Genomic DNA, 18,542 nt, shown 5'->3' with positions numbered 1-18,542 from the left:
GAAGCGAGACAACCATGCGGCATTATCTGTCACCCGCAAGGGAACTGCGGTTGCGCCGGCTGTACCGGCATCACGAGCAACGGCTGATGATCGTGCCACTCGACCATTCGGTGACGAACGGGCCGGTGACCGGTGGCAGGCGGGTCAACGAACTCGTCGGCGGCCTCGCCGCCGCGCAGGTGGACGCGGTCGTCCTGCACAAGGGCGCGCTGCGGTACGTCGATCCCCGGTGGTTCACGACCACTTCGTTGATCATGCACCTGAGCGCGAGCACGGACCACGCGCCCGACCCGAACGCCAAGTACCTCGTCGCCGACGTGGCCGAGGCGCTGCGCCTGGGTGCGGACGCGGTCAGCGTGCACGTGAACCTCGGGTCCAACGACGAACAGCGACAGGTGGCCGACCTCGCGTCGGTCGCGGAAGCCTGTGACCGCTGGAACATGCCGTTGCTGGCGATGATGTACGCACGCGGCCCGAAGATCGACGATCCGCGCGACCCGGACCTGATCGCGCACGCCATCACGCTCGCCGCCGATCTCGGCGCGGACATCGTCAAGACGATGGACACCGGGTCGGTGCGGACCATGCGGGAGATCGCCGCGACCGCGCCCGTCCCGCTCGTCACGGTCGGCGGCCCGCGGCACGACGACCTGGACGCGGTGCTCGCCGCCGTCGCCCGCACGATGCGCACCGGTGTGGCCGGGGTTGCCATGGGGCGCAACATCTTCCAGGCCGCCGATCCGATCGCCACGGCTCGCGCCGTCGCCGCTCTGGTGCACGGCGCCGCGGACGATCTGCCAGACCCGTCCCTCGATCACCTCACGGCGACGCCGACCGAGCAGGCTCCGCCCGCAACACACAACAACGTTGGAGCGCACCATGAAGCTCAGCTGGCTTGACATCCGTCCGCTCACCGACCTGAAGGCGGCCGTGGTGCAGGAGGCCCTGCACCACCGCCTTGACGGAATCCTCGCCGATGACCTGGCGGACCTGGCGGACCTGCCGCCGACGGTCACCAAGGTCCTTTTCCCGCCCACCGGCCCGTTGCCGGACGACTTCGGCGCCGCCGACGTGGTCATCGTCGACGTGCGCGAACACGGCGTCACCCCCGCCGAGCTCGCCGTGCGGCACCCGGACGTCGAGTTCGGCCGGTTCGTGGAGATCGTCGACGCCCCGACGCTGGAGCAGGCGTGCGAGTCGGCGCGCGCCGAACTGTGGAGCCTGCTGCTGTTCCGCGACCCGACCAAGATCCCGCTGGAGATCGTCATCGCCGCCGCGGCCAAGTCGACCGGGAACCTGATCACGGTGGCGGGCGACGTTGAGGAAGCGGAGATCATCTTCGGCGTCCTCGAACACGGCTCGGACGGAGTCCTGATGGCGCCCGGCGCGGTCGGCGACGCGGCCAGGCTCAAGGCGTCGGCGGAAACGGTGACGCCGGAGCTGAACCTGGTCGAACTCGAGGTCGTGGCCACCGAGCACATCGGCATGGGCGAGCGGGCGTGCGTCGACACGTGCAGCTACTTCCGGCCGGACGAGGGAATCCTGGTCGGATCGCACTCCAAGGGAATGATCCTCTGCGTCAGCGAGACCCATCCCCTGCCGTACATGCCGACCCGGCCGTTCCGGGTGAACGCGGGCGCGATCCACTCCTACACGTTGTCCAAGGACGAGCGGACGAACTACCTCAGCGAACTCCAGGCGGGCAGCAAGGTGATGGCCGTCGACATCAAGGGCCAGACCAGGATGGTCACGGTCGGCCGGGTCAAGATCGAGTCGAGGCCGCTGATCTCGGTCACCGCGCAGGCCCCCGGCGGGGAACGGGTCAACCTCATCCTGCAGGACGACTGGCACGTGCGCGTCCTCGGTCCCGGCGGAACCGTGCTCAACAGCACCGAACTCACCGCGGGTGACAAGGTCCTCGGCTACCTGCCGAGCGAGGACCGGCACGTCGGGTACCCGATCAACGAATTCTGCCTGGAGAAGTGAGCGCGGCGACCATGGACCGGCCGGGGGTGTTCGACGTGCACGCGCATCTCGCGCCGGGCGCGGCTGCCCGTGAACGGCTGCTGGATGTGATGGCGCAGAACGGCATCGATCGCGCCGTCGTCGTCGCGGGCGGCGCGGTCGATCCCGATACGCTGTCCCGTCAGATCATCGAGGGTGGCCACACCGAAGCCGACGCCGACAACGCGTCGGTGCTGGCTGCCTGCGAGCAGTCCGGCGGCACGCTGGTGCCGTTCTACTTCGCCAACCCGCACCGGGAAGGCGCGGACTACCGGGCCGACGGTCAGCGGTTCGCCGGTCTCAAGCTCGCGCCTGCCGTGCACGGCGTGAGCCTGCTCGACGACCGCACGCTCGCGGTGGTGGCCCAGGCGCAGCGGTTCGGCCACGCGACTTATTTGCACTGCCTGCCCAAACCGGGGTTCGGGGTCCGCGACCTGGTCGCGCTCGCCGCCGAGTTCCCCACCGGCCACTTCGTGCTCGGCCACGCCGGGGTCGGCGATCTCGATCTGCACGGTATCGACCTGATCAAACCGGTGGACACCATCCTGTTCGAAACATCGGGCGGTTACACCGCCGTGGTCGATGCCGCCATCAACCGGCTCGGCGCGGATCGCGTGGTCTTCGGCACCGAGTACCCGCTGCAGCACCCGAGTGTCGAACTCGCGAAGTACCGCGCGCTGGCGCTGCCCGACCACCAATGGCACAAGGTGGCGTGGCACAACGCCCGGCGACTCATCGGGGAGCGAGACTCTTGAGAACCACACCAGCCGAATTCCCCGCCATCGGGCAGTGGGATTCGATCGCCGAACTCTACGAGTTCCAGGACAAGTGCCTGCCGGAAGCACTGGAGATGGCGCTGCGCGCCCCCTTCCACCGCGGCAGGCTCGCCGCGCGGCGGTTGCCCCGTTCGGCGTCGGAACTGGGCGCCCTGCCGCTGACCACGAAACAGGACCTCCGGGAGAACTACCCGTGGGGGATGCTCGCGACCGGCAAGGACGAACTGGCCACGTACCACGAATCCAGTGGGACCTCCGGCGAACCGACGCCTTCGTACTTCACCGAAGCCGACTGGCACGACGTCGTCACCCGGTTCGTGCGCGGCGCCATCGACCTTTCGCCGTCGGACACGGTCATGGTGCGCACGCCGTATGCCATGCTCACCACGGCGCACCAGGCCCATCAGGCCGCCAGGTGGTGCGGGGCGACTGTGATCCCGGCGGACAACCGGTCGTTGGTGATGCCGTACTCGCGCGTCATCAAGGTCTTGCACGATCTGGCCGTTTCGGTCGCGTGGTGCCTGCCGAGCGAGTGCTTGCTCTGGGCCGCGGCCGCGCGGGCAGCCGGGTTGCGCCCCGAGCGCGACTTTCCCGCACTGCGCGGGTTCCTGGTCGCGGGCGAACCGCTGACCGGGGAACGGCGTGAACGGATCGCCCGGCTCTGGGGCGGCGTACCGGTGTGGCAGGACTACGGATCGACCGAGACGGGCAGCCTGGCCGGAGAATGCCCGGCAGGCCGGTTGCACCTGTGGGCCGACCGGTTCGTCGCCGAGGTGCGCGATCCGGAGACCGGCGCCTGTTCCCGTGAGGGCGTCGGAACTCTGGTCATCACCACGCTGTTCCGCCGGGCCATGCCGCTTGTCCGGTACGACATCGAGGACTGGGTCCGGATCACGTCCGGCGAATGCCCCTGTCACTGGCAGCTGCCGACCATCGAGGTCCTCGGCAGACACGCGGCGGGCGTTCCGGTCGGTGGCGTGCGAGTCACGCAGCACCAGGTCGAACAGGTGGTTTTCGGTCTGCCGGAACGGTTCGGCGTGCTGTTCTGGCGCGCCCGAGCCCGCCGGGACCTGCTTGAGGTCGAGATCGAGGTCGACACGGACCTCCGCGCCGCCGCCTGCGCCGAGCTGATCGCCGCGATCCGCTCCCGGATCGGGGTGGACTGCGCTGTGCGCGGCGTGCCACCGGGCACGCTGGTACCGCGGGAAACCCTCACCGGCGGCCGCGAGTTCGTCAAACCCAGGAATCTCTTCGCCGAGGACGAAGACTGGCACAAGGCGGTGATCTACTACTGATGAGCGTTCCGCCGCCGATGCGATCACCAGATCTCGGCCGTCAGCTCAGGGCCGCGATGCGCGGTGTGCCCGCCCCCGTCGCGCTGGTGACGGTGGGGCCCCCGACCCGCGCCTGCGCGATGACGGTCAACTCCGTGGTGTCGGCATCCCTTGACCCCGCGTTGCTCATGCTGAGCGTGCACGCCGACGCCAGGGTCAAGCCACACCTGTTCGCCGAGGGCCGGTTCGGCGTGAGCTTCCTCGCGGCGGAGCAGCGATGGCTCTCCGAAACGTTCGCGAGCGCCCGGCGCCCGACCGGACCGGATGTCGTCCGGTTGCTCGGGGGCAGGTGCACCACAGCCGGTGTGCCGCTGGTCGACGGCGCCCTGTCGACCATCGAATGCCGTCTTGTCGCCGACTACCCGGCAGGTGATCACCGCGTGCTGCTCGGCGAGGTGATCCAGGTGCTGCGCGATTCGGCGGACCGGACACCGCTGGTCTTTCACCGGAGTACGTACACGACGGTCGCGGCGACCGAGGTCGGGCGCCGGACAACAGGAAGGAGCATCGCCATGTCGGGACGGTCCGAGACCACCGATGTCTGCGTCGTCGGCGGCGGACCGGCGGGTCTGCTGTTCGCCCTGCTCGCGGCCAGGCGGGGCCGTTCGGTGCTGCTCCTGGAAAAGCGGGCGGACCTGGGCGGCGGCCCGCCGCTTTCGCCGTTCCTGCACCCACCGACCCTCCAGGTGTTCGAGCGGGCCGGTCTGCTCGACCGGCTGGCCGCGGGCGGGCAGCGGATCACCGGTGTGTCGGAGCACGGCCCGGACGGTGTCACTTCGGCCTGGAAGTACGGCGAGGTGCCAGGTTGCGCGTTTCCGTACGCACTGAGCGTGCCGCTCGCGCATCTGAGCAGGACGCTGCTCGACGCGTTGTCGGCCGAACCCCGCGTCACCGTTCGCACCGGTGTGACCGTGCGCGAGCTGGTGCCCGACGACAGCGGCAGTTACGCGATCCGCGCCGAGGACGACTCGGAGTTCGACGTCACGGCCGGGTTCATCGTCGCGTCGGACGGGAAGTTCTCCGCACTGCGGAAGATGGCGGGAATCGAATCGGACGTCTTCGAGTTCGACCGTCCACTGTTGCAGTTCCTCGCCCCCCGCGGCGAAGAGCCTGCCCCGCGGATGCGGGTCTACCGGTACGGCGAGAACAGCGCGTGGACGATGCCGATCGCAGGCGACGAGCAGGTGGTCCTCTGGCTGGCGGACGAAGACGAGCTCGCCAGGCATCGTGAGGCGGACGTGCGCGAACTCGCGGACAAGGTCGCCGCGGCGATTCCCGACCTGACCTGGGTGATGGACCGGATCACCGGCTGGGACCAGGTCACGGAGGTCCGGCACCAGGTGGTGCAGCCGCATGCCTGGCATCGGGAGAACGTGGTCCTGCTCGGCGACAGCGCACACGGTGTGCATTCGCTCGGCGGCCAGGGCCTGAACATGTCACTGCAGGACGCGGTCCTGCTCGCCGAGGTGCTCGACGAGGCGGCGCGGGATCGGGGAAGACTCGGCGAGTACGAGGCCGTGCGCAAGCCGTTCGTGGAGAGCTTCCAGCGGCTGCAGATGAGTCTGCCCGCACTGTCGTCGCGGCCGAGGGCGCTGGTGTCCGGTGACGATCCGCCGCCGTCGCTCGTCGACGTCATGGCGCTGGGCCAGGAGGAACTGCGACCGTTGTTCGCCCGGCGCTCGACGGCCGACCGGTGAGCCGGGCGAGCGGCGCGACCACGAACTACCTGGGTCGCATCGGATGCGCCCAGCTCACCACGCCCGATCCGGAGTCCTTGCGGACTCTGCAGCACCGGCACCTGCGCGCGATCCCGTTCGAGAACCTGAACGTGCTGTGCGGAGCCCCGATCACCACGGCCGCCCGTCCGGTCAGGGAAAAGCTCGTCGACCAGGCCCGCGGCGGTCTGTGCTTCGAGCTCAACTCCGCCTTCGCGCACCTGCTGGCGGACCTCGGCTACCACGTCGCCCTGATCGAGGCCGACATCGCGTTCCGGGGAGGTTTCGTCGACGGCATCGGGCATCCGCTGCTGCTGGTGACCGTGGCGTCGGAGCAGTGGCTGGTCGATGTCGGCTTCGGCGGGCTGTCCTACCTCGAACCCTTGCGCTGGAACGCGACGCGACCGCAGCGGCAGCACGGGCAGACCTTTCACATCGAGCGGGTGGGCGACCACCGGGTCATCCACCGCGAGGATGCCGGCGGTGCGGTCACGCCGATGTTCCGCACCGCGGCCGAACCGCCGGAACGGTCCTGGCAGGACTTCGACGAGGCCATGGAATTCCACCGGACTTCGCCGGATTCACCGTTCACCAGAAAACTCATCTGCTCGCGGGCGACCGGCGACGGGCAGGTGGTGCTGGCAGGCGGGCGGCTGACCGTGCTCAGGAACGGGACGACCACCGAAACCCAGCTGAGCGCCGACTCCCCGGTGTACGGCGCGGCGGTTGCCTGGATCCTGCACGGCATCGGAGACTTCACCACGGCCTTCGACCTCGGCACAACCCGGAGTTCGACGCCGTCCATACTCGACCAGCAGGCGTCATGACACCCTTTGTGTCAACCCCAAGGCCCAACGCAGGCCACGTGGCACCCAACCGCACCTCAGGGGAACGTGGCGCGAACCAGCCACCGGTACGCACCGAACTGAACGGTGCCGGCCCAAGGTGACCAAGCGTCGAAATCTCGGGGAGGCGGAACTGTCATGACCGAAGCGCGTCGACAGTCCACACCGGATACCGGAGGCTCGCCGAACCCGATTCGGTCCACCCGGCGCACCATCGCCAGGGCGGTCGGCGGCTACGTCGGGCTGGTCGTCGTCCCGGGAATACTCGCGGTCGTCGCGATCCGGCTGTGGGGCGGCGCGGGGCCGGTGGCCGGACAGGCGGCGAACGCCGAACCCGACCCGCAGTCGTGGCTGTACCGTCTCCTGCTCGCCGTCGCGGTGATCGTGCTCGCCTCGCAGCTGATCGGTGCCGTCGCGGTACGGCTCGGCCAGCCGAAGGTGATCGGCGAGATGGCGGCGGGGATCCTGCTCGGGCCGACGATTCTCGGTGCGACGGCGCCGGATGTGCAGCGCTGGTTGTTCCCGGCTGAGGTCATTCCGCCGCTCGAGGTGCTGGCGAACTTCGGCGTCATCTTCTTCATGTTCTTCGTCGGGCTCGAACTGCCCTTGGACGCGATGCGCCGGAGACGGTCGGCCGCGGTCGTTCTCGGGCACGCGGGCATCGCGATTCCCTTTCTCGCCGGGGTCGTCCTCGGCGTCACCGTGCTCGACCGCTTCCGCCCGGACGGCGTCCACCCGGTGGTGTTCGCGCCTTTCTGCGGGCTGGCGCTGAGTATCACCGCTTTCCCTGTGCTGGCGAGGATCCTCGCCGAGCGAGGGCTGCACCGGACACCGATCGGCGCACTGGGACTGGCCTGCGCGGGCATCGGTGATCTCACCGCGTGGTGCCTGCTGACCGTGATCATCGCCGAGCGGCGCAGCGGCTCAGCCGCCGACGTCGTCGTCACCGTGGTGCTGGCACTGGCCTTCGCCCTGCTGATGACCCTGGTCGTGCGACCGGGCCTGGCCCGGTTCCTCGCCCGCGACCGGGCGGCAGCGGGCACCGTCGCCGCGATAACGCTGCTCGCCCTGCTGTTGCTTTCCGCGTGGGCTACCGAACTGATCGGTGTGCACGCCATTTTCGGCGCCTTCGTCGCCGGCCTTGTCATGCCGCGGGACTCGCCGGTGGTGCGGGAGTTCGCCGACCGACTCGAGGGGTTGACGATCTGGCTGCTGCTGCCCCTGTTCTTCGCCACCGTGGGGCTGAAGACGTCGTTCGGCGCCATCGGCGGGGCGGGCATCTGGTTGATCGCGCTCGCGGTGGTCGTGGTGGCCATGACGACCAAGATGGGCAGCATCGCCGCGGGCGGCCGGTTCCTCGGCATGGACCGGCACGATTCGGCGAGCCTCGCGGTGATGATGAACTGCCGGGGGCTGACCGAGATCGTCGTCCTGAACATCGGGCTCTCCCTGCACATCATCGACGCCGACCTGTTCGCTGTGCTCGTGCTGATGGCGCTGGTGACCACCGCGTTGACCGGACCGTTGCTCGGATTGCTGTGGCGCGACGGAAAACCGCGTGGTCGTCTGGCCCCGCACCGGACCGACCACGGCATTCGGCCATGACACCCAAGACCCCAACGCAGGCCACGTGGCACCCAACCGCACCTCAGGGGAACGTGACGCAAACCAACCACCAGTACGCACCAAACCGAACGGTGCCAACCCAAGGTGACCAAGCGCCGAAATCCCGGGGTGGCGGAACAGCCAACCAGGTTGACCTTGACGCTAGCGTCAAGGTTCTACCGTCGAAAACATGACGAACCCACCCGACGACCACGCACCCGCGTCCCGGTGGCTGCCGCCGTGGCTGCTGTGCCTGGTCGTGCTCACCTTCGCCATCGGCACAGACGATTTCGTCATCGCGGGCGTGCTCCGCGAGATCGCGGACGACCTGCACGTGTCGGAGGCGAGCGCCGGGCAGTTGGTGACGGTGTTCTCGGTGACCTACGCGATCTCCGCCCCGATCGCCGCCGTGCTGACCTCTCGGCTGCCGCGCAAGCCGGTGCTGGTCTTCGGCATGATCGTCTTCGCGCTGATGAACCTCGGCGCGGCACTGGCCCCCAGCTACGGGGTGCTGATGGTCTTCCGGGTGCTCGCCGCGATCGCCGCGTCGCTGATGACGCCTGCCGCCTTCGCCACGGCGGCCACCCTGGCGCCACCGGGCCGGGCAGGCAGGTACATGGGCACGGTGGCCACCGGTCTCACGTTCGCGCTCGTGGTCGGCGTCCCGGTCGGCACCTGGCTGGGTGGCGAGTTCGGCTGGCGGTCGACGATGGTCTACGTGATCGGCCTCGCCTGCCTTGTCGCGATCGGACTGGCCGCCTTCATGCCCAAGCTGCCCGGCGCCGCACCGCAGCCGTTGCGGCAGCGGCTGGCACCGCTGCGCAGGCTCCCGGTCCTCGGCGCACTGCTCGCCGTCACCGCGGGCGGCGCGAGCGGGCTCATGGCGCTGGTGTACATCTCGCCGATCGCCGCCTCGCTGTCGAACGCGGACTCCACCCAACTGTCCGTGCTGATCGCGGCAGGGGGTATCGCCGGGATCGCAGGCGCTGTTCTCGGCGGCAAGGGCGCCGACCGACTCGGCCCCGAGCGAACGCTCATCATCGCGCTCAGCGGCCAGGTCGCCGCGACCGCGTTGCTCGCCGTGATCGGCTGGACCTGGGAGGCGCAGGTACCGATCATCCTCGTTGGCATATTGTATGCAGGATGGGCCATCGGTGGCTGGGCCATCAATTCACCCAGTCAGCTGAGGTTGTTGAAGGTCTCCGGCGACGCCGGGAACGAGGCGGTCGCGCTGAACACCAGCGCCCTGTACATCGGAATCGCGATCGCGGGCCTGGTCGGCGGGCTCGCACTCGAATGGCGCGGCGGCACCGGCGTGTTGACGGCCAGCGCTGTCTTGGGGATCGTGTCCCTTGTGGTGTACATGTTCTCATTCTGGGCAGGGCGCCGGGGCACTGCGGAGTCCGCGGCCAATTCCCACCCCGTGAAAGAGAGCGCGTCGGACCACACGTGACACGAGGAGGGTCGATGCGAATAGGTGAACTCGCGCGCCAAACAGGCACAACAACCCGGGCGTTGCGGTACTACGAACAGCAAGGCCTGATCGCACCGGGACGCGGCAACAACGGATATCGCAGCTACGACCGCGACGCCGTGACCCAGGTGCACAATGTGCGGATGCTGCTCGCCGCCGGACTCACCTCCGAGGACATCCGGCAGTTGGGGGCCTGCCTGAACAAGGACCTGACGGTCGCACCGGTCTGCCAGGGTGTTCTCGATCTCTACCAGAACCGGCTCGCGGCCGTGGAAGAACGAATCGCCACGCTGGTCGACGTGCGGGACAGGCTGCGGTCCCAACTCGCGGCCTCCCGCGGCCAGCAGGCGGCAAACCTCGAACAAGTCGTCTGAGCCAGTCCGCCGCGCGCGATATCTCGGCAAGAAGGAAACGATATCGCATCCCCGCATACTGCGGATATGCGGAATACGACGGCTGGCCGCAAGGTTCGGCTTTGTGCGGCGACACTGGCATTGTTGTTCTTGCCGGTGTCGGCGTACTCGGCTGAGGCCGGCGCGAATACGCCGACCGGTAGACCGGCATGGACGAGCACATGGGCCGCCGCCGCCCAGCAGCCCGCCAGCGGGCTTTTCCACCCGAACTGGTCGCTTCGGGGATTCAGCGACAACAGTGTGCGCCAGGTGATCCGGACCAGCACGGGCGGCAGCGACACGAGAATCCGGCTGGCCAACATCTACACCGGAAAACCGTTGACCGTGTCCGCCGCCAGCATCGGCGAAGCGGCGACCGGCGCGGCGGTCGTACCGGGCTCCACCCGCGAGATCACCTTTTCCGGACGCCGCGACGTGGTCATTCCGCCAGGACGGCAGGTGACCAGCGACCCGATCGGGCTGCCTGCCGCCGCGATGAGCAGGCTGGCGATCACCTTGTACTTCCGGCGACCGACCGGCCCGGTCGATCTGCACGCGGAATCGTCGGCGACCAGCTACCTGGCGAGCGGAGACCAACGGTCCGACGAGAGCGGCGCGACGTTCGGCGAGACGACCATGTCCTGGTACCTGCTGGCCGCGGTCGAGACGCGGCGGGCGCCGGGCAAGCCGAACGGCGGGATAGTCGCGTTCGGTGATTCCATCACCGACGGCGTCCAATCCACTGTGGACGCGGACAACCGGTACCCGGACCAACTGGCCGAACGGCTGGCGTCGTCGAGAACCACGCGGCCGGTGCTGAACTCGGGTATCGGCGGAAACCGGGTGGTGCGCGACTCGTCCTGTTTCGGGGAGAAAGCCACCAGCAGGCTGGCCAGGGACGTGCTGGCGCACGACGGCGTCCGCACGGCCATCGTCCAGGAAGGCATCAACGACATCGGACACAGCGAGTTCCCCTTCCCGCCGTGCATCATGCCGGGCCCGCCGGTGACGGCGGACCAGCTGATCGACCGTCATCGGAAGATCGTCGGCACACTGCGCGCGAACGGGATCAGGGTGCTCGGCGGAACCCTGCTGCCGTACCAGGGATCCTTCTACTACACCGAAGCAGGCGATCGCGTCCGGCACGAGTTCAACCACTGGATGCGAACAAGCGGCGCGTACGACGCCGTGATCGATTTCGATGCCGCGCTCGCCGATCCAGCCAATCGCGACCGGCTCGACCCCCGCTACGACAGCGGCGACAGGCTCCACCCCAATGACGCCGGATACCAGGCGATGGCCGATGCGATCGACCTCGACCTGCTGTGACCGGGAGGTACTGCCTCGTGACCGCAACGAGTGAGCGGAACGGCCAGATCCTGGTGCACAAGTACGGCGGCAGCTCGCTGGCCACCACCCGGCACGTGCGTGCCGTCGCGGAACGGGTCGGCGCGGCGCACCGGGCAGGCGCCCAGCTGATCGTGGTCGTTTCCGCACAGGGGAATCGCACCGACGAGCTGTACCGGGCCGCGACCGAACTGGCACCTTCGCCACCCGGACGCGAACTGGACCAACTGCTGGCCACCGGCGAGACGGCGTCCGCCGCGCTGATGTCCATGGCACTGTGGCAACACGGCGTTCCGGCGGTGGCGCTGACCGGTGCGCACAGCGGCATCCTCGCCACCGGCCCGCACGGCGCCGGTGTCATCGTCGCGGTCGACACCGAGCCCGCGATCCGGCACGCTCGCAGCGGCCATGTCGTGGTGGTGCCGGGTTTTCAGGGCCTCAACGAGGCGGGCGACGTCATCACCCTCGGCCGGGGCGGGTCGGACACCACCGCGGTGGCCATCGCCGCGGAGCTCGGCGCGGGCCGCTGCGAGATCCACACCGACGTCGACGGGGTGTTCACCGCCGATCCGCGGGTGGTGCCGTCCGCCGAGGTCATGCCTGTCGTCCCGGTCGACGTGATGATGGAGATGGCGTTCGCAGGCGCCAAGGTGATGCATTCCCGGGCGGTCGAGATCGCGGCGATGCACGACATCGACATACATGTCAGGAACTCCGGCTCGACTGCGGCCGGAACGGTGATCACCGGAAGAAATGGCGGCGCTATGCTGGAATCCGAAGCGGCCGTGGTGGCCGTGGTGCACGATGCCGACCGCGTGCGTGTCACGCTGCGTTCCATCGGTCCTGGCGAGGAGATCGCGGCGGGTGTCTTCCAGCTCCTCGCCAAGCATTCCGTGCCCGCGGACGTCGAGATGTTCCCGGAACGCTCGGCGGCGGGATCGCGCGTGGAGATGGCATTGGGTTCGGCCGATGCCCGCCGCGTCCGGCAGGCCATGACGGAGTTCGCCCACGAACGGCGCGGACGGCTGGAGTTCGACGACTCCGTCGGCATGGTGTCCGTCGTCGGGAACGGACTGCTGAACCGCCCGGAGTACACCTCGCGCATGCTCCGCGCGCTCGGCGCGAACGGGATCTCCGCGAGCTCGATCTCGACGTCGCAACTGAAGATCTCGCTCACGATCCCGGCCGCCGAGGTCGTGCTCGCGACGAAGACGCTGCACGACGAGTTCGAACTCGGCGGCCAGCGGACCAAACGACAACTGGCGCGGCCGTGACCATCTTCGGCGATGTCGCGGGCAGCCATCGTGCCCACCTCCCGCAAGGAGAAACCGCATGGCGATGAACGCCGTCACCGCTTACGCCGCGCCTGCGGCGAAAGCACCGCTCGCGCTGACCACCGTGCCCCTCCGGCCGGTTGGCGACCACGACGTCCTGATCGAGGTCAGGTTCTGCGGGATCTGCCACACCGACGTCCACCAGGTCCGCGCCGACTGGGGAAACGCGATCTTCCCGATGGTGCCCGGACACGAGATCACCGGGGTGGTCGCGGCCGCGGGTTCGGCGACGACGCGCCATGCCGTCGGCGACCGCGTAGGTGTCGGCTGTTTCGTCGACACCTGCCGTACGTGCACGAACTGCGTCGCTGGGCAGGAGCAGTACTGCGGGGATCAGGTCGCGACGTACAACGCCGTCGACGCGGACGGGCGGCCGACCTACGGCGGCTACAGCACACACGTGGTTGTCGACGAGAACTACGTGGTACGCATCCCGCCGGCCATCGACCTCGCTGAGGCGGCGCCGCTGCTGTGTGCCGGGGTCAGCATGTACTCACCCCTGGTGCGGTGGAAAGTGGGCGTCGGTACCCGGGTGGGCATCGTCGGTCTCGGCGGCCTGGGACACCTCGGAGTGCGCATCGCCGCGGCGATGGGCGCCGAGGTGACCGCGCTGAGCCGCGGCGCCGGAAAACGGGACGACGCTCTGCGCTTCGGCGCGGACCACTTCCACACCACCGACACCGACCGCGCCTTCGACGAACTGCGTGGCCGTCTCGACCTGGTCGTCAACACCGTCAGCGCCGACCTCGACCTGGACCGCTATCTCGGCGTGCTCGATCTCGACGGAACTTTCGTCAACGTCGGAGTGCCGGAGCGGCCCCTGTCGTTTTCCGCGTTCGCATTGATGGTCGGTCGCAAACGGGTCGCGGGATCGCTCATGGGCAGCATTCGGGAGACGCAGGAACTGCTCGACTTCTGCGCCGCGCACGGATTCGGCGCGGAGATCGAAGTCGTCCCGGCGGAACAGATCAACGAAGCGCTTCGCCGATTGTCCGATGGCGACGTTCGCTACCGTTTCGTCGTCGAAGCCGCAACGATTGGATCGGGCCAATAGTGGTCACGAACGATCTCCCTTGACCCTGCCCTCGGCGTTCGGGAAGACTGATGTCGAGTCTGGCTGGTCCGGATGGGCCAAGGGGGGACTGTGAGATCGTCACACTTGCGACGACGCTGCCGACGACTGGTCCGTGCTCTGCGAATGGACCAGCCGATGTCGGTTGCCGTTCTCTGCCGCGGCATAGCCGAACACCGGGGCAGGCCGCTGCACGTTCGTACCTTCCCGAAAGAGGCAGCCTGTTTGGACATCTGCGGCACCTGGATCGCCACCAGCCAGGCGGACTACATTTTCGTGGAGAGGTGCACGAGCCGCATTCATCGTGATCACATCGTCTTGCACGAGATCGGCCACATGATCTGCGACCACCGGCTGGCGGTGCTCGGGCCGGACCCGTCGAAGCTCGATTCGCTGTTCGAGGACCTGGATCCGGAGACGGTCCAGCGCGTGCTCGGCCGGACCGACTACTCGGTGACCCAGGAACGGGAAGCCGAGCAGGTGGCCGGCCTGTTCGTCGAGGAAATGGCGAGAATCCCCGGCCCGCGGATCGCGACCGGCCAACTGGCTCGTGCCGAGCAGGCTCTCGGCATCGGATGACCGACCGCGATCCGATATCGCTGCTGGCACCGCTGGAAACCGTCGCAGTCACCCTGATGTGGCTGATCATGGTGCTGCGGGCGCCCGGCGCGATCAGGTCGGGACGACAGCGCTCCCTCTGGCTCGCGGTCGGTCTGGCGGCGACAGCCATGACGTTGCAGCTCGACGCTGTCTCCGCCGCTGCCGAGCGATTGTTCGGGCCGACGCATCTGATCGACCTGGGCCGGGAGATCATCGGGCTGTGTGCCGCCACCGCCGTGTTCACCTTCGTGATCACCGTGACCGGTCGTCGCGCGTACGCGCGTTTCTCCATTGGTCTGGCAGTGGTCCTCGCCGCCGTTCTTGTGGTGATCGACTTCAGGTCGGGGAGTCACGCACGGCACAAGGTGCCCGCTGATTCCGGACTCGATCCGGAGCCGACAGTCGCGTATTGGCTGCTCCTGCTCCTGTATCACATCGCCGCGAGCGTGTCGTGCGCTTTCGTTTGCTGGCGCACCAGCCGCTCGGCGAAGAGCAGGTCGTTGCGCGCGGCGTTGTTGATGTTCTGTTTCGGGAGCGTGACAGCTTCGGCTCTCATGTCGTCCTCGATTCTGCACCTCATGACCCGGTGGACCTGGATTCCACCGCTTTACCCCGCGATCTGCGCGACAGAGGCGCTGTTTCTGACGGCGGGCGCGGCCGTGCCGATAGCGGCGGACCTCCGACGCAGGTGGGAGGACATCCGCACGCTCCACCGGCTGACTCCGTTGTGGCACGAGTTGGTGACAACCGTTCCGGAGATCGTTCTCGACCCGGTTCGGGGGCCTCTCGCAGATCTGGCCGGGTCCATGAGGAGCACGCGCCGGAAACTGTATCGTCGCGTCGTCGAGATCCGTGACGGAATGCTGGCGGTGAGCCCTTACGTGTCCGTTGATTCGGCCCGGGGGCTGAATCGGCACGTGCGCCACGCGGAATTGCTGGGGGTCACTTCGGCGGCCGTGGCCGTGGCCTGCTGGGTCCGGCTGGGCTGCCAGGAGAAGCGCGCGAACGCGGAACCGACCACACCGCAGGCGGAACTGTCCGCGGTCGGCGGGCACGACCTGGCGAGCGAAATCCGGTTCTTGCTGGAGGTCGCGCAGGTGTGGCAGTCGGACCTGGTTTCCGCGGAGGTGGAAGCCTGGCGGGAGAAGTGCGCGGGCAACGAGGTCGGGGTGTGACCGTCGGACGGTGGCGGTGCTGCCCGGTTCCGGGCTCGGGAGCTATCCGACCGGCGGTTCGTCCTCGCGCCCGGCGCGGCGTCGCGACTGGGCAGGCGGCGGGTTTTCGAGCTCACGCACGGTATCGATCATCGAGATGAGCGCCTCGCGGGCCCTGGCCGACAGCTCACCCGCGCGTACCGCGATGGTCGACACGGTGCTGTCGGCCATCGCCGTCAGCAGTTCGAGTTGTCGATCGACCTTCGCGGCGTACTCGTCATCGAAGAAGTAGACAGGGGCGACGCCGAAGAATCGCGCGAGGCCTTCCAGGTGCTTGATGGTCGGATTGTCCCGTTTGCCTTTGCGCAGCTGCCAGATGTAGGTGTGCGATATGTCGACACCGTTTTTCCTGATCGCCGAGGCGACCTCCTCGTAGGAGTACTCGCGACCGTCGGTCGGCCGAACCGTGCGGAAGAGGTGGTCCAGTTTTTCCGACAGCGTTCGGTTCGCTGAAACCTCGGCCACGGCAGCCGCCTACTCTCGGATGTGCGGAAATTTACGTCAGCAGTGTACTCCCTCAACACCCGCTGACGCGAGTCGGCTTCTGAACACCCGCCGCGCGTGGATCAGGTCGAACGCCGATTCGGGCAGCGGATCGGCGACCACGTCGTGCCGGAGCACCTCGCGGATTCCGGGTTGTCGTTGCCGAAGAGGCACTGCCCTTGAATGTCCATAGTGAATGACGCACAAACTGTTCGGCCGTAACGGATGGCGCGCCGATGATCGGGGGCCGCGCTGCGCACAGCATCCGGAACACCGCGACAGCCTGTCCAGCGACTTCAGCGACGCCTGAAACCACCCGGTTGCCGAGCTTGACCTTAACCATTGTTCAGGTTTTAGCGTGGGTCAGCATGAACACGGACACCGCGTCGCGGGCCGGACGCAGGCAGTGGGCCGGGCTGGCCGTGCTGGTCCTGCCCACCCTGCTCGCGTCGCTCGAACTGACCCTGCCCAACCTCGCGTTGCCCGCGATCTCGCAGGACCTTTCGCCGTCCGCCGCCCAATCGCTGTGGATCGTCGACATCTACGGGTTCCTGCTCGCCGGTTCGCTGATCACGATGGGCACGCTCGGCGACCGGATCGGCCGCCGCCGGATGCTGCTGATCGGGTCCGCCGCGTTCGGCCTGGCCTCCGTCCTCGCGGCGTACTCGGTGAACGCCGAGATGCTGATCGCGACGCGGGCACTGCTCGGGATAGCCGGTGCGACGTTGATGCCGTCGTCGTTGTCCCTCGCCGCCACGATCTTCCGTGATCCGAGGCAGCGGACGGTGGCGATCGGGATCATCATCGCCTGCGTCGCCGGGGGCACGGCGATCGGGCCGCTGCTGGGCGGCTGGATCCTCCAGCACTTCCGCTGGGGCGCGGTGTTCCTGATCGCCGTGCCGGTCACCGCGGTCTTCCTCGTCATCGGGCCGCTGCTGCTGCCGGAACACCGGGAGACCAGAGCCAGGAAGATGGACCCGCTCAGCGCTGTCATGTCCGTTGTCGCGGTGCTCACGGTGATCTACGGCCTCAAGAGCTTCGCCGAGCACGGGCTGGGTGTGGCCGGTGTCGTGTCCATTGTGGTCGGTCTGACCGTCGCGGTTCTGTTCGTGTGGCGGCAGCGCACGCTGGCCCATCCGCTGATGGACCTCCGGCTGTTCCGGTCGCCGTCGTTCAGCGTGTCGCTGGCGACGCTGCTGTTCGGCGTGTTCGTCCTGTTCGGAGTGAACTTCTACCTGGCGCAGTACCTCCAACTCGTGTTCGGCCTGTCGCCGCTGCACGCCGGACTGTGGACGGCACCGGCGGCGTGCGGGGTCATCGTGGGGTCGACGCTCGCGCCGGTACTCGTGCGCCGCGTCCCGCCCGGAATGGTGGTCGGCACCGGTCTTCTGCTGTCCGCCGCGGGGTTCCTCGTCCTCACCCAGGTCACCCCGGCAGGGGGGCTACCGGTTCTGGTGATCGGTTCCGTCGTCGTCTCGGCCGGGCTCGGCCCGATGATGACGCTCACCACCGACATGGTGGTCGGCTCAGCGCCGGCTGACCGGGCCGGCGAGGCGTCCGCGTTGTCCGAGACAGCACCCGAACTCGGCGGGGCACTCGGCATCGCGGTGCTCGGCAGCGTCGGCACCGCGATCTACAGTGGAATGGACATCCCGCCCGGTGTTCCCGCCGAAGCAGCGGAAACCGCACGCAGCACACTCAGCGGCGCCATATCCGTCGCGGCACAGTCACCAGCGCCGATCGGCGTCGAGTTGCTCGCCGCGGCACGCGCCGCGTTCACCGAGGGCCTGCACCTGATCGCGGGGATCAGCACCGCCGTGCTGGTCATCACCGCCGCGCTCTTCGCCCTGCTGGTCCGCCGGTCGTGAAGCCACCGGCCTGGCACCTGTCCGAGCTGACCGTCGGCCAGCTGTCGGCACGCAGCGGCGTTCCGGTGTCAGCGTTGCACTTCTACGAACGCCAGCACCTGATCACCAGCAGGCGGACACCGGGAAACCAACGCAGATACCCTCGGGAAGCCCTGCGCCGCGTGGCCTTCATCCAGATCGCCCAACGCGTGGGCATCCCACTGGCCGAGATCCGGGAGTGCTTCGCGACACTGCCGGACAACCGGGTCCCGAACCGCAAGGACTGGGAACGGCTCTCCACGCTGTGGCGGGCCCAACTCGACCAACGCATCCACTACCTCACCCAACTGCGGGACAAGTTCGCCGACTGCGTGGGCTGCGGCTGCCTGTCGATCGACCGGTGCGTGCTTGTCAACAAGGACGACAAGCTCGGCGAGTCGGGGATCGGCCCTCGCCGCCTGCTGCGGCCGGTCCGCGACGACTCGACGTAGTCGCCAGCT

General features: G+C 68.3%; 17 protein-coding genes. 16 read left to right on the top strand and 1 reads right to left on the bottom strand.

Features of this window, described 5'->3' with window-relative positions; all coding sequences use genetic code 11:
* Positions 1-14: 14 nt before the first annotated feature.
* The 14 genes from ALI144C_RS06185 to ALI144C_RS06120 all read left to right on the top strand — a co-directional run bounded on the left by ALI144C_RS06185 (position 15) and on the right by ALI144C_RS06120 (position 15,673).
* The gene (locus tag ALI144C_RS06185; RefSeq protein WP_083752769.1) at positions 15-899 is read left to right on the top strand and encodes a 2-amino-3,7-dideoxy-D-threo-hept-6-ulosonate synthase; all 885 of its coding nucleotides are present in this window, start codon (positions 15-17) and stop codon (positions 897-899) included.
* Positions 880-1,986, top strand: coding sequence for a 3-dehydroquinate synthase II family protein (locus ALI144C_RS06180; RefSeq protein ID WP_076986037.1), 1,107 nt, complete (start codon positions 880-882; stop codon positions 1,984-1,986). The genes ALI144C_RS06185 and ALI144C_RS06180 overlap by 20 nt, the downstream gene beginning before the upstream one ends.
* Positions 1,983-2,759 carry an amidohydrolase family protein gene (locus ALI144C_RS06175; RefSeq protein ID WP_237774012.1) on the top strand — a complete coding sequence of 259 codons (777 nt, stop codon included), beginning with the start codon at positions 1,983-1,985 and terminating at the stop codon, positions 2,757-2,759. The genes ALI144C_RS06180 and ALI144C_RS06175 overlap by 4 nt, the downstream gene beginning before the upstream one ends.
* Positions 2,756-4,075, top strand: coding sequence for a phenylacetate--CoA ligase family protein (locus ALI144C_RS06170; RefSeq protein ID WP_076986036.1), 1,320 nt, complete (start codon positions 2,756-2,758; stop codon positions 4,073-4,075). Before ALI144C_RS06175 ends, ALI144C_RS06170 begins: the two co-directional genes overlap by 4 nt.
* A 17-nt stretch (positions 4,076-4,092) precedes the next feature.
* Complete coding sequence (locus ALI144C_RS06165; protein ID WP_168211182.1) at positions 4,093-5,811, top strand: FAD-dependent oxidoreductase; 1,719 nt, start codon at positions 4,093-4,095, stop codon at positions 5,809-5,811.
* On the top strand, positions 5,808-6,656 hold the full coding sequence (locus ALI144C_RS06160; RefSeq protein WP_076986034.1) for an arylamine N-acetyltransferase family protein: 849 nt from the start codon (positions 5,808-5,810) through the stop codon (positions 6,654-6,656). The genes ALI144C_RS06165 and ALI144C_RS06160 overlap by 4 nt, the downstream gene beginning before the upstream one ends.
* 156 nt (positions 6,657-6,812) lie before the next feature.
* Positions 6,813-8,279, top strand: a complete 1,467-nt coding sequence (locus tag ALI144C_RS06155) for a cation:proton antiporter domain-containing protein (RefSeq protein WP_076986033.1) — start codon at positions 6,813-6,815, stop codon at positions 8,277-8,279.
* Between the two features lie 190 nt (positions 8,280-8,469).
* A complete protein-coding gene (locus tag ALI144C_RS06150) occupies positions 8,470-9,732 on the top strand; it encodes an MFS transporter (RefSeq protein WP_083752767.1) in 1,263 nt (420 codons plus the stop codon).
* 14 nt (positions 9,733-9,746) lie between these two features.
* The gene (locus ALI144C_RS06145; RefSeq protein ID WP_076986032.1) at positions 9,747-10,127 is read left to right on the top strand and encodes a MerR family transcriptional regulator; all 381 of its coding nucleotides are present in this window, start codon (positions 9,747-9,749) and stop codon (positions 10,125-10,127) included.
* 123 nt (positions 10,128-10,250) lie between these two features.
* On the top strand, positions 10,251-11,474 hold the full coding sequence (locus ALI144C_RS06140; protein WP_202818861.1) for an SGNH/GDSL hydrolase family protein: 1,224 nt from the start codon (positions 10,251-10,253) through the stop codon (positions 11,472-11,474).
* 17 nt (positions 11,475-11,491) lie between these two features.
* Complete coding sequence (locus tag ALI144C_RS06135; RefSeq protein WP_202818860.1) at positions 11,492-12,766, top strand: aspartate kinase; 1,275 nt, start codon at positions 11,492-11,494, stop codon at positions 12,764-12,766.
* Positions 12,767-12,830: 64 nt separating this feature from the next.
* Positions 12,831-13,880 carry an NAD(P)-dependent alcohol dehydrogenase gene (locus ALI144C_RS06130; RefSeq protein WP_143230462.1) on the top strand — a complete coding sequence of 350 codons (1,050 nt, stop codon included), beginning with the start codon at positions 12,831-12,833 and terminating at the stop codon, positions 13,878-13,880.
* Between the two features lie 156 nt (positions 13,881-14,036).
* The gene (locus ALI144C_RS06125) at positions 14,037-14,477 is read left to right on the top strand and encodes a hypothetical protein (RefSeq protein WP_143230443.1); all 441 of its coding nucleotides are present in this window, start codon (positions 14,037-14,039) and stop codon (positions 14,475-14,477) included.
* Positions 14,474-15,673 (top strand): MAB_1171c family putative transporter, encoded by a 1,200-nt coding sequence (locus tag ALI144C_RS06120; RefSeq protein WP_076986028.1) that lies wholly within the window; start codon positions 14,474-14,476, stop codon positions 15,671-15,673. Before ALI144C_RS06125 ends, ALI144C_RS06120 begins: the two co-directional genes overlap by 4 nt.
* 42 nt (positions 15,674-15,715) lie before the next feature.
* On the opposite strand, the gene ALI144C_RS06115 is transcribed toward ALI144C_RS06120, so the two are convergent.
* Positions 15,716-16,177 carry a helix-turn-helix domain-containing protein gene (locus ALI144C_RS06115; protein ID WP_076986027.1) on the bottom strand — a complete coding sequence of 154 codons (462 nt, stop codon included), beginning with the start codon at positions 16,175-16,177 and terminating at the stop codon, positions 15,716-15,718.
* A gap of 386 nt (positions 16,178-16,563) precedes the next feature.
* Between ALI144C_RS06115 and ALI144C_RS06110 the strand changes: the two genes are divergently transcribed.
* The gene (locus ALI144C_RS06110) at positions 16,564-18,063 is read left to right on the top strand and encodes an MFS transporter (RefSeq protein ID WP_076986026.1); all 1,500 of its coding nucleotides are present in this window, start codon (positions 16,564-16,566) and stop codon (positions 18,061-18,063) included.
* Entirely contained in the window at positions 18,060-18,533 is a 474-nt protein-coding gene (soxR, locus tag ALI144C_RS06105) for a redox-sensitive transcriptional activator SoxR (protein WP_076986025.1), read from the top strand. Before ALI144C_RS06110 ends, soxR begins: the two co-directional genes overlap by 4 nt.
* Positions 18,534-18,542: the final 9 nt, after the last annotated feature.

It is taken from the genome of Actinosynnema sp. ALI-1.44 (assembly GCF_001984155.1).
GTDB lineage: Bacteria > Actinomycetota > Actinomycetes > Mycobacteriales > Pseudonocardiaceae > Kibdelosporangium.
This window is presented reverse-complemented; position numbering and strand designations above follow the sequence as displayed.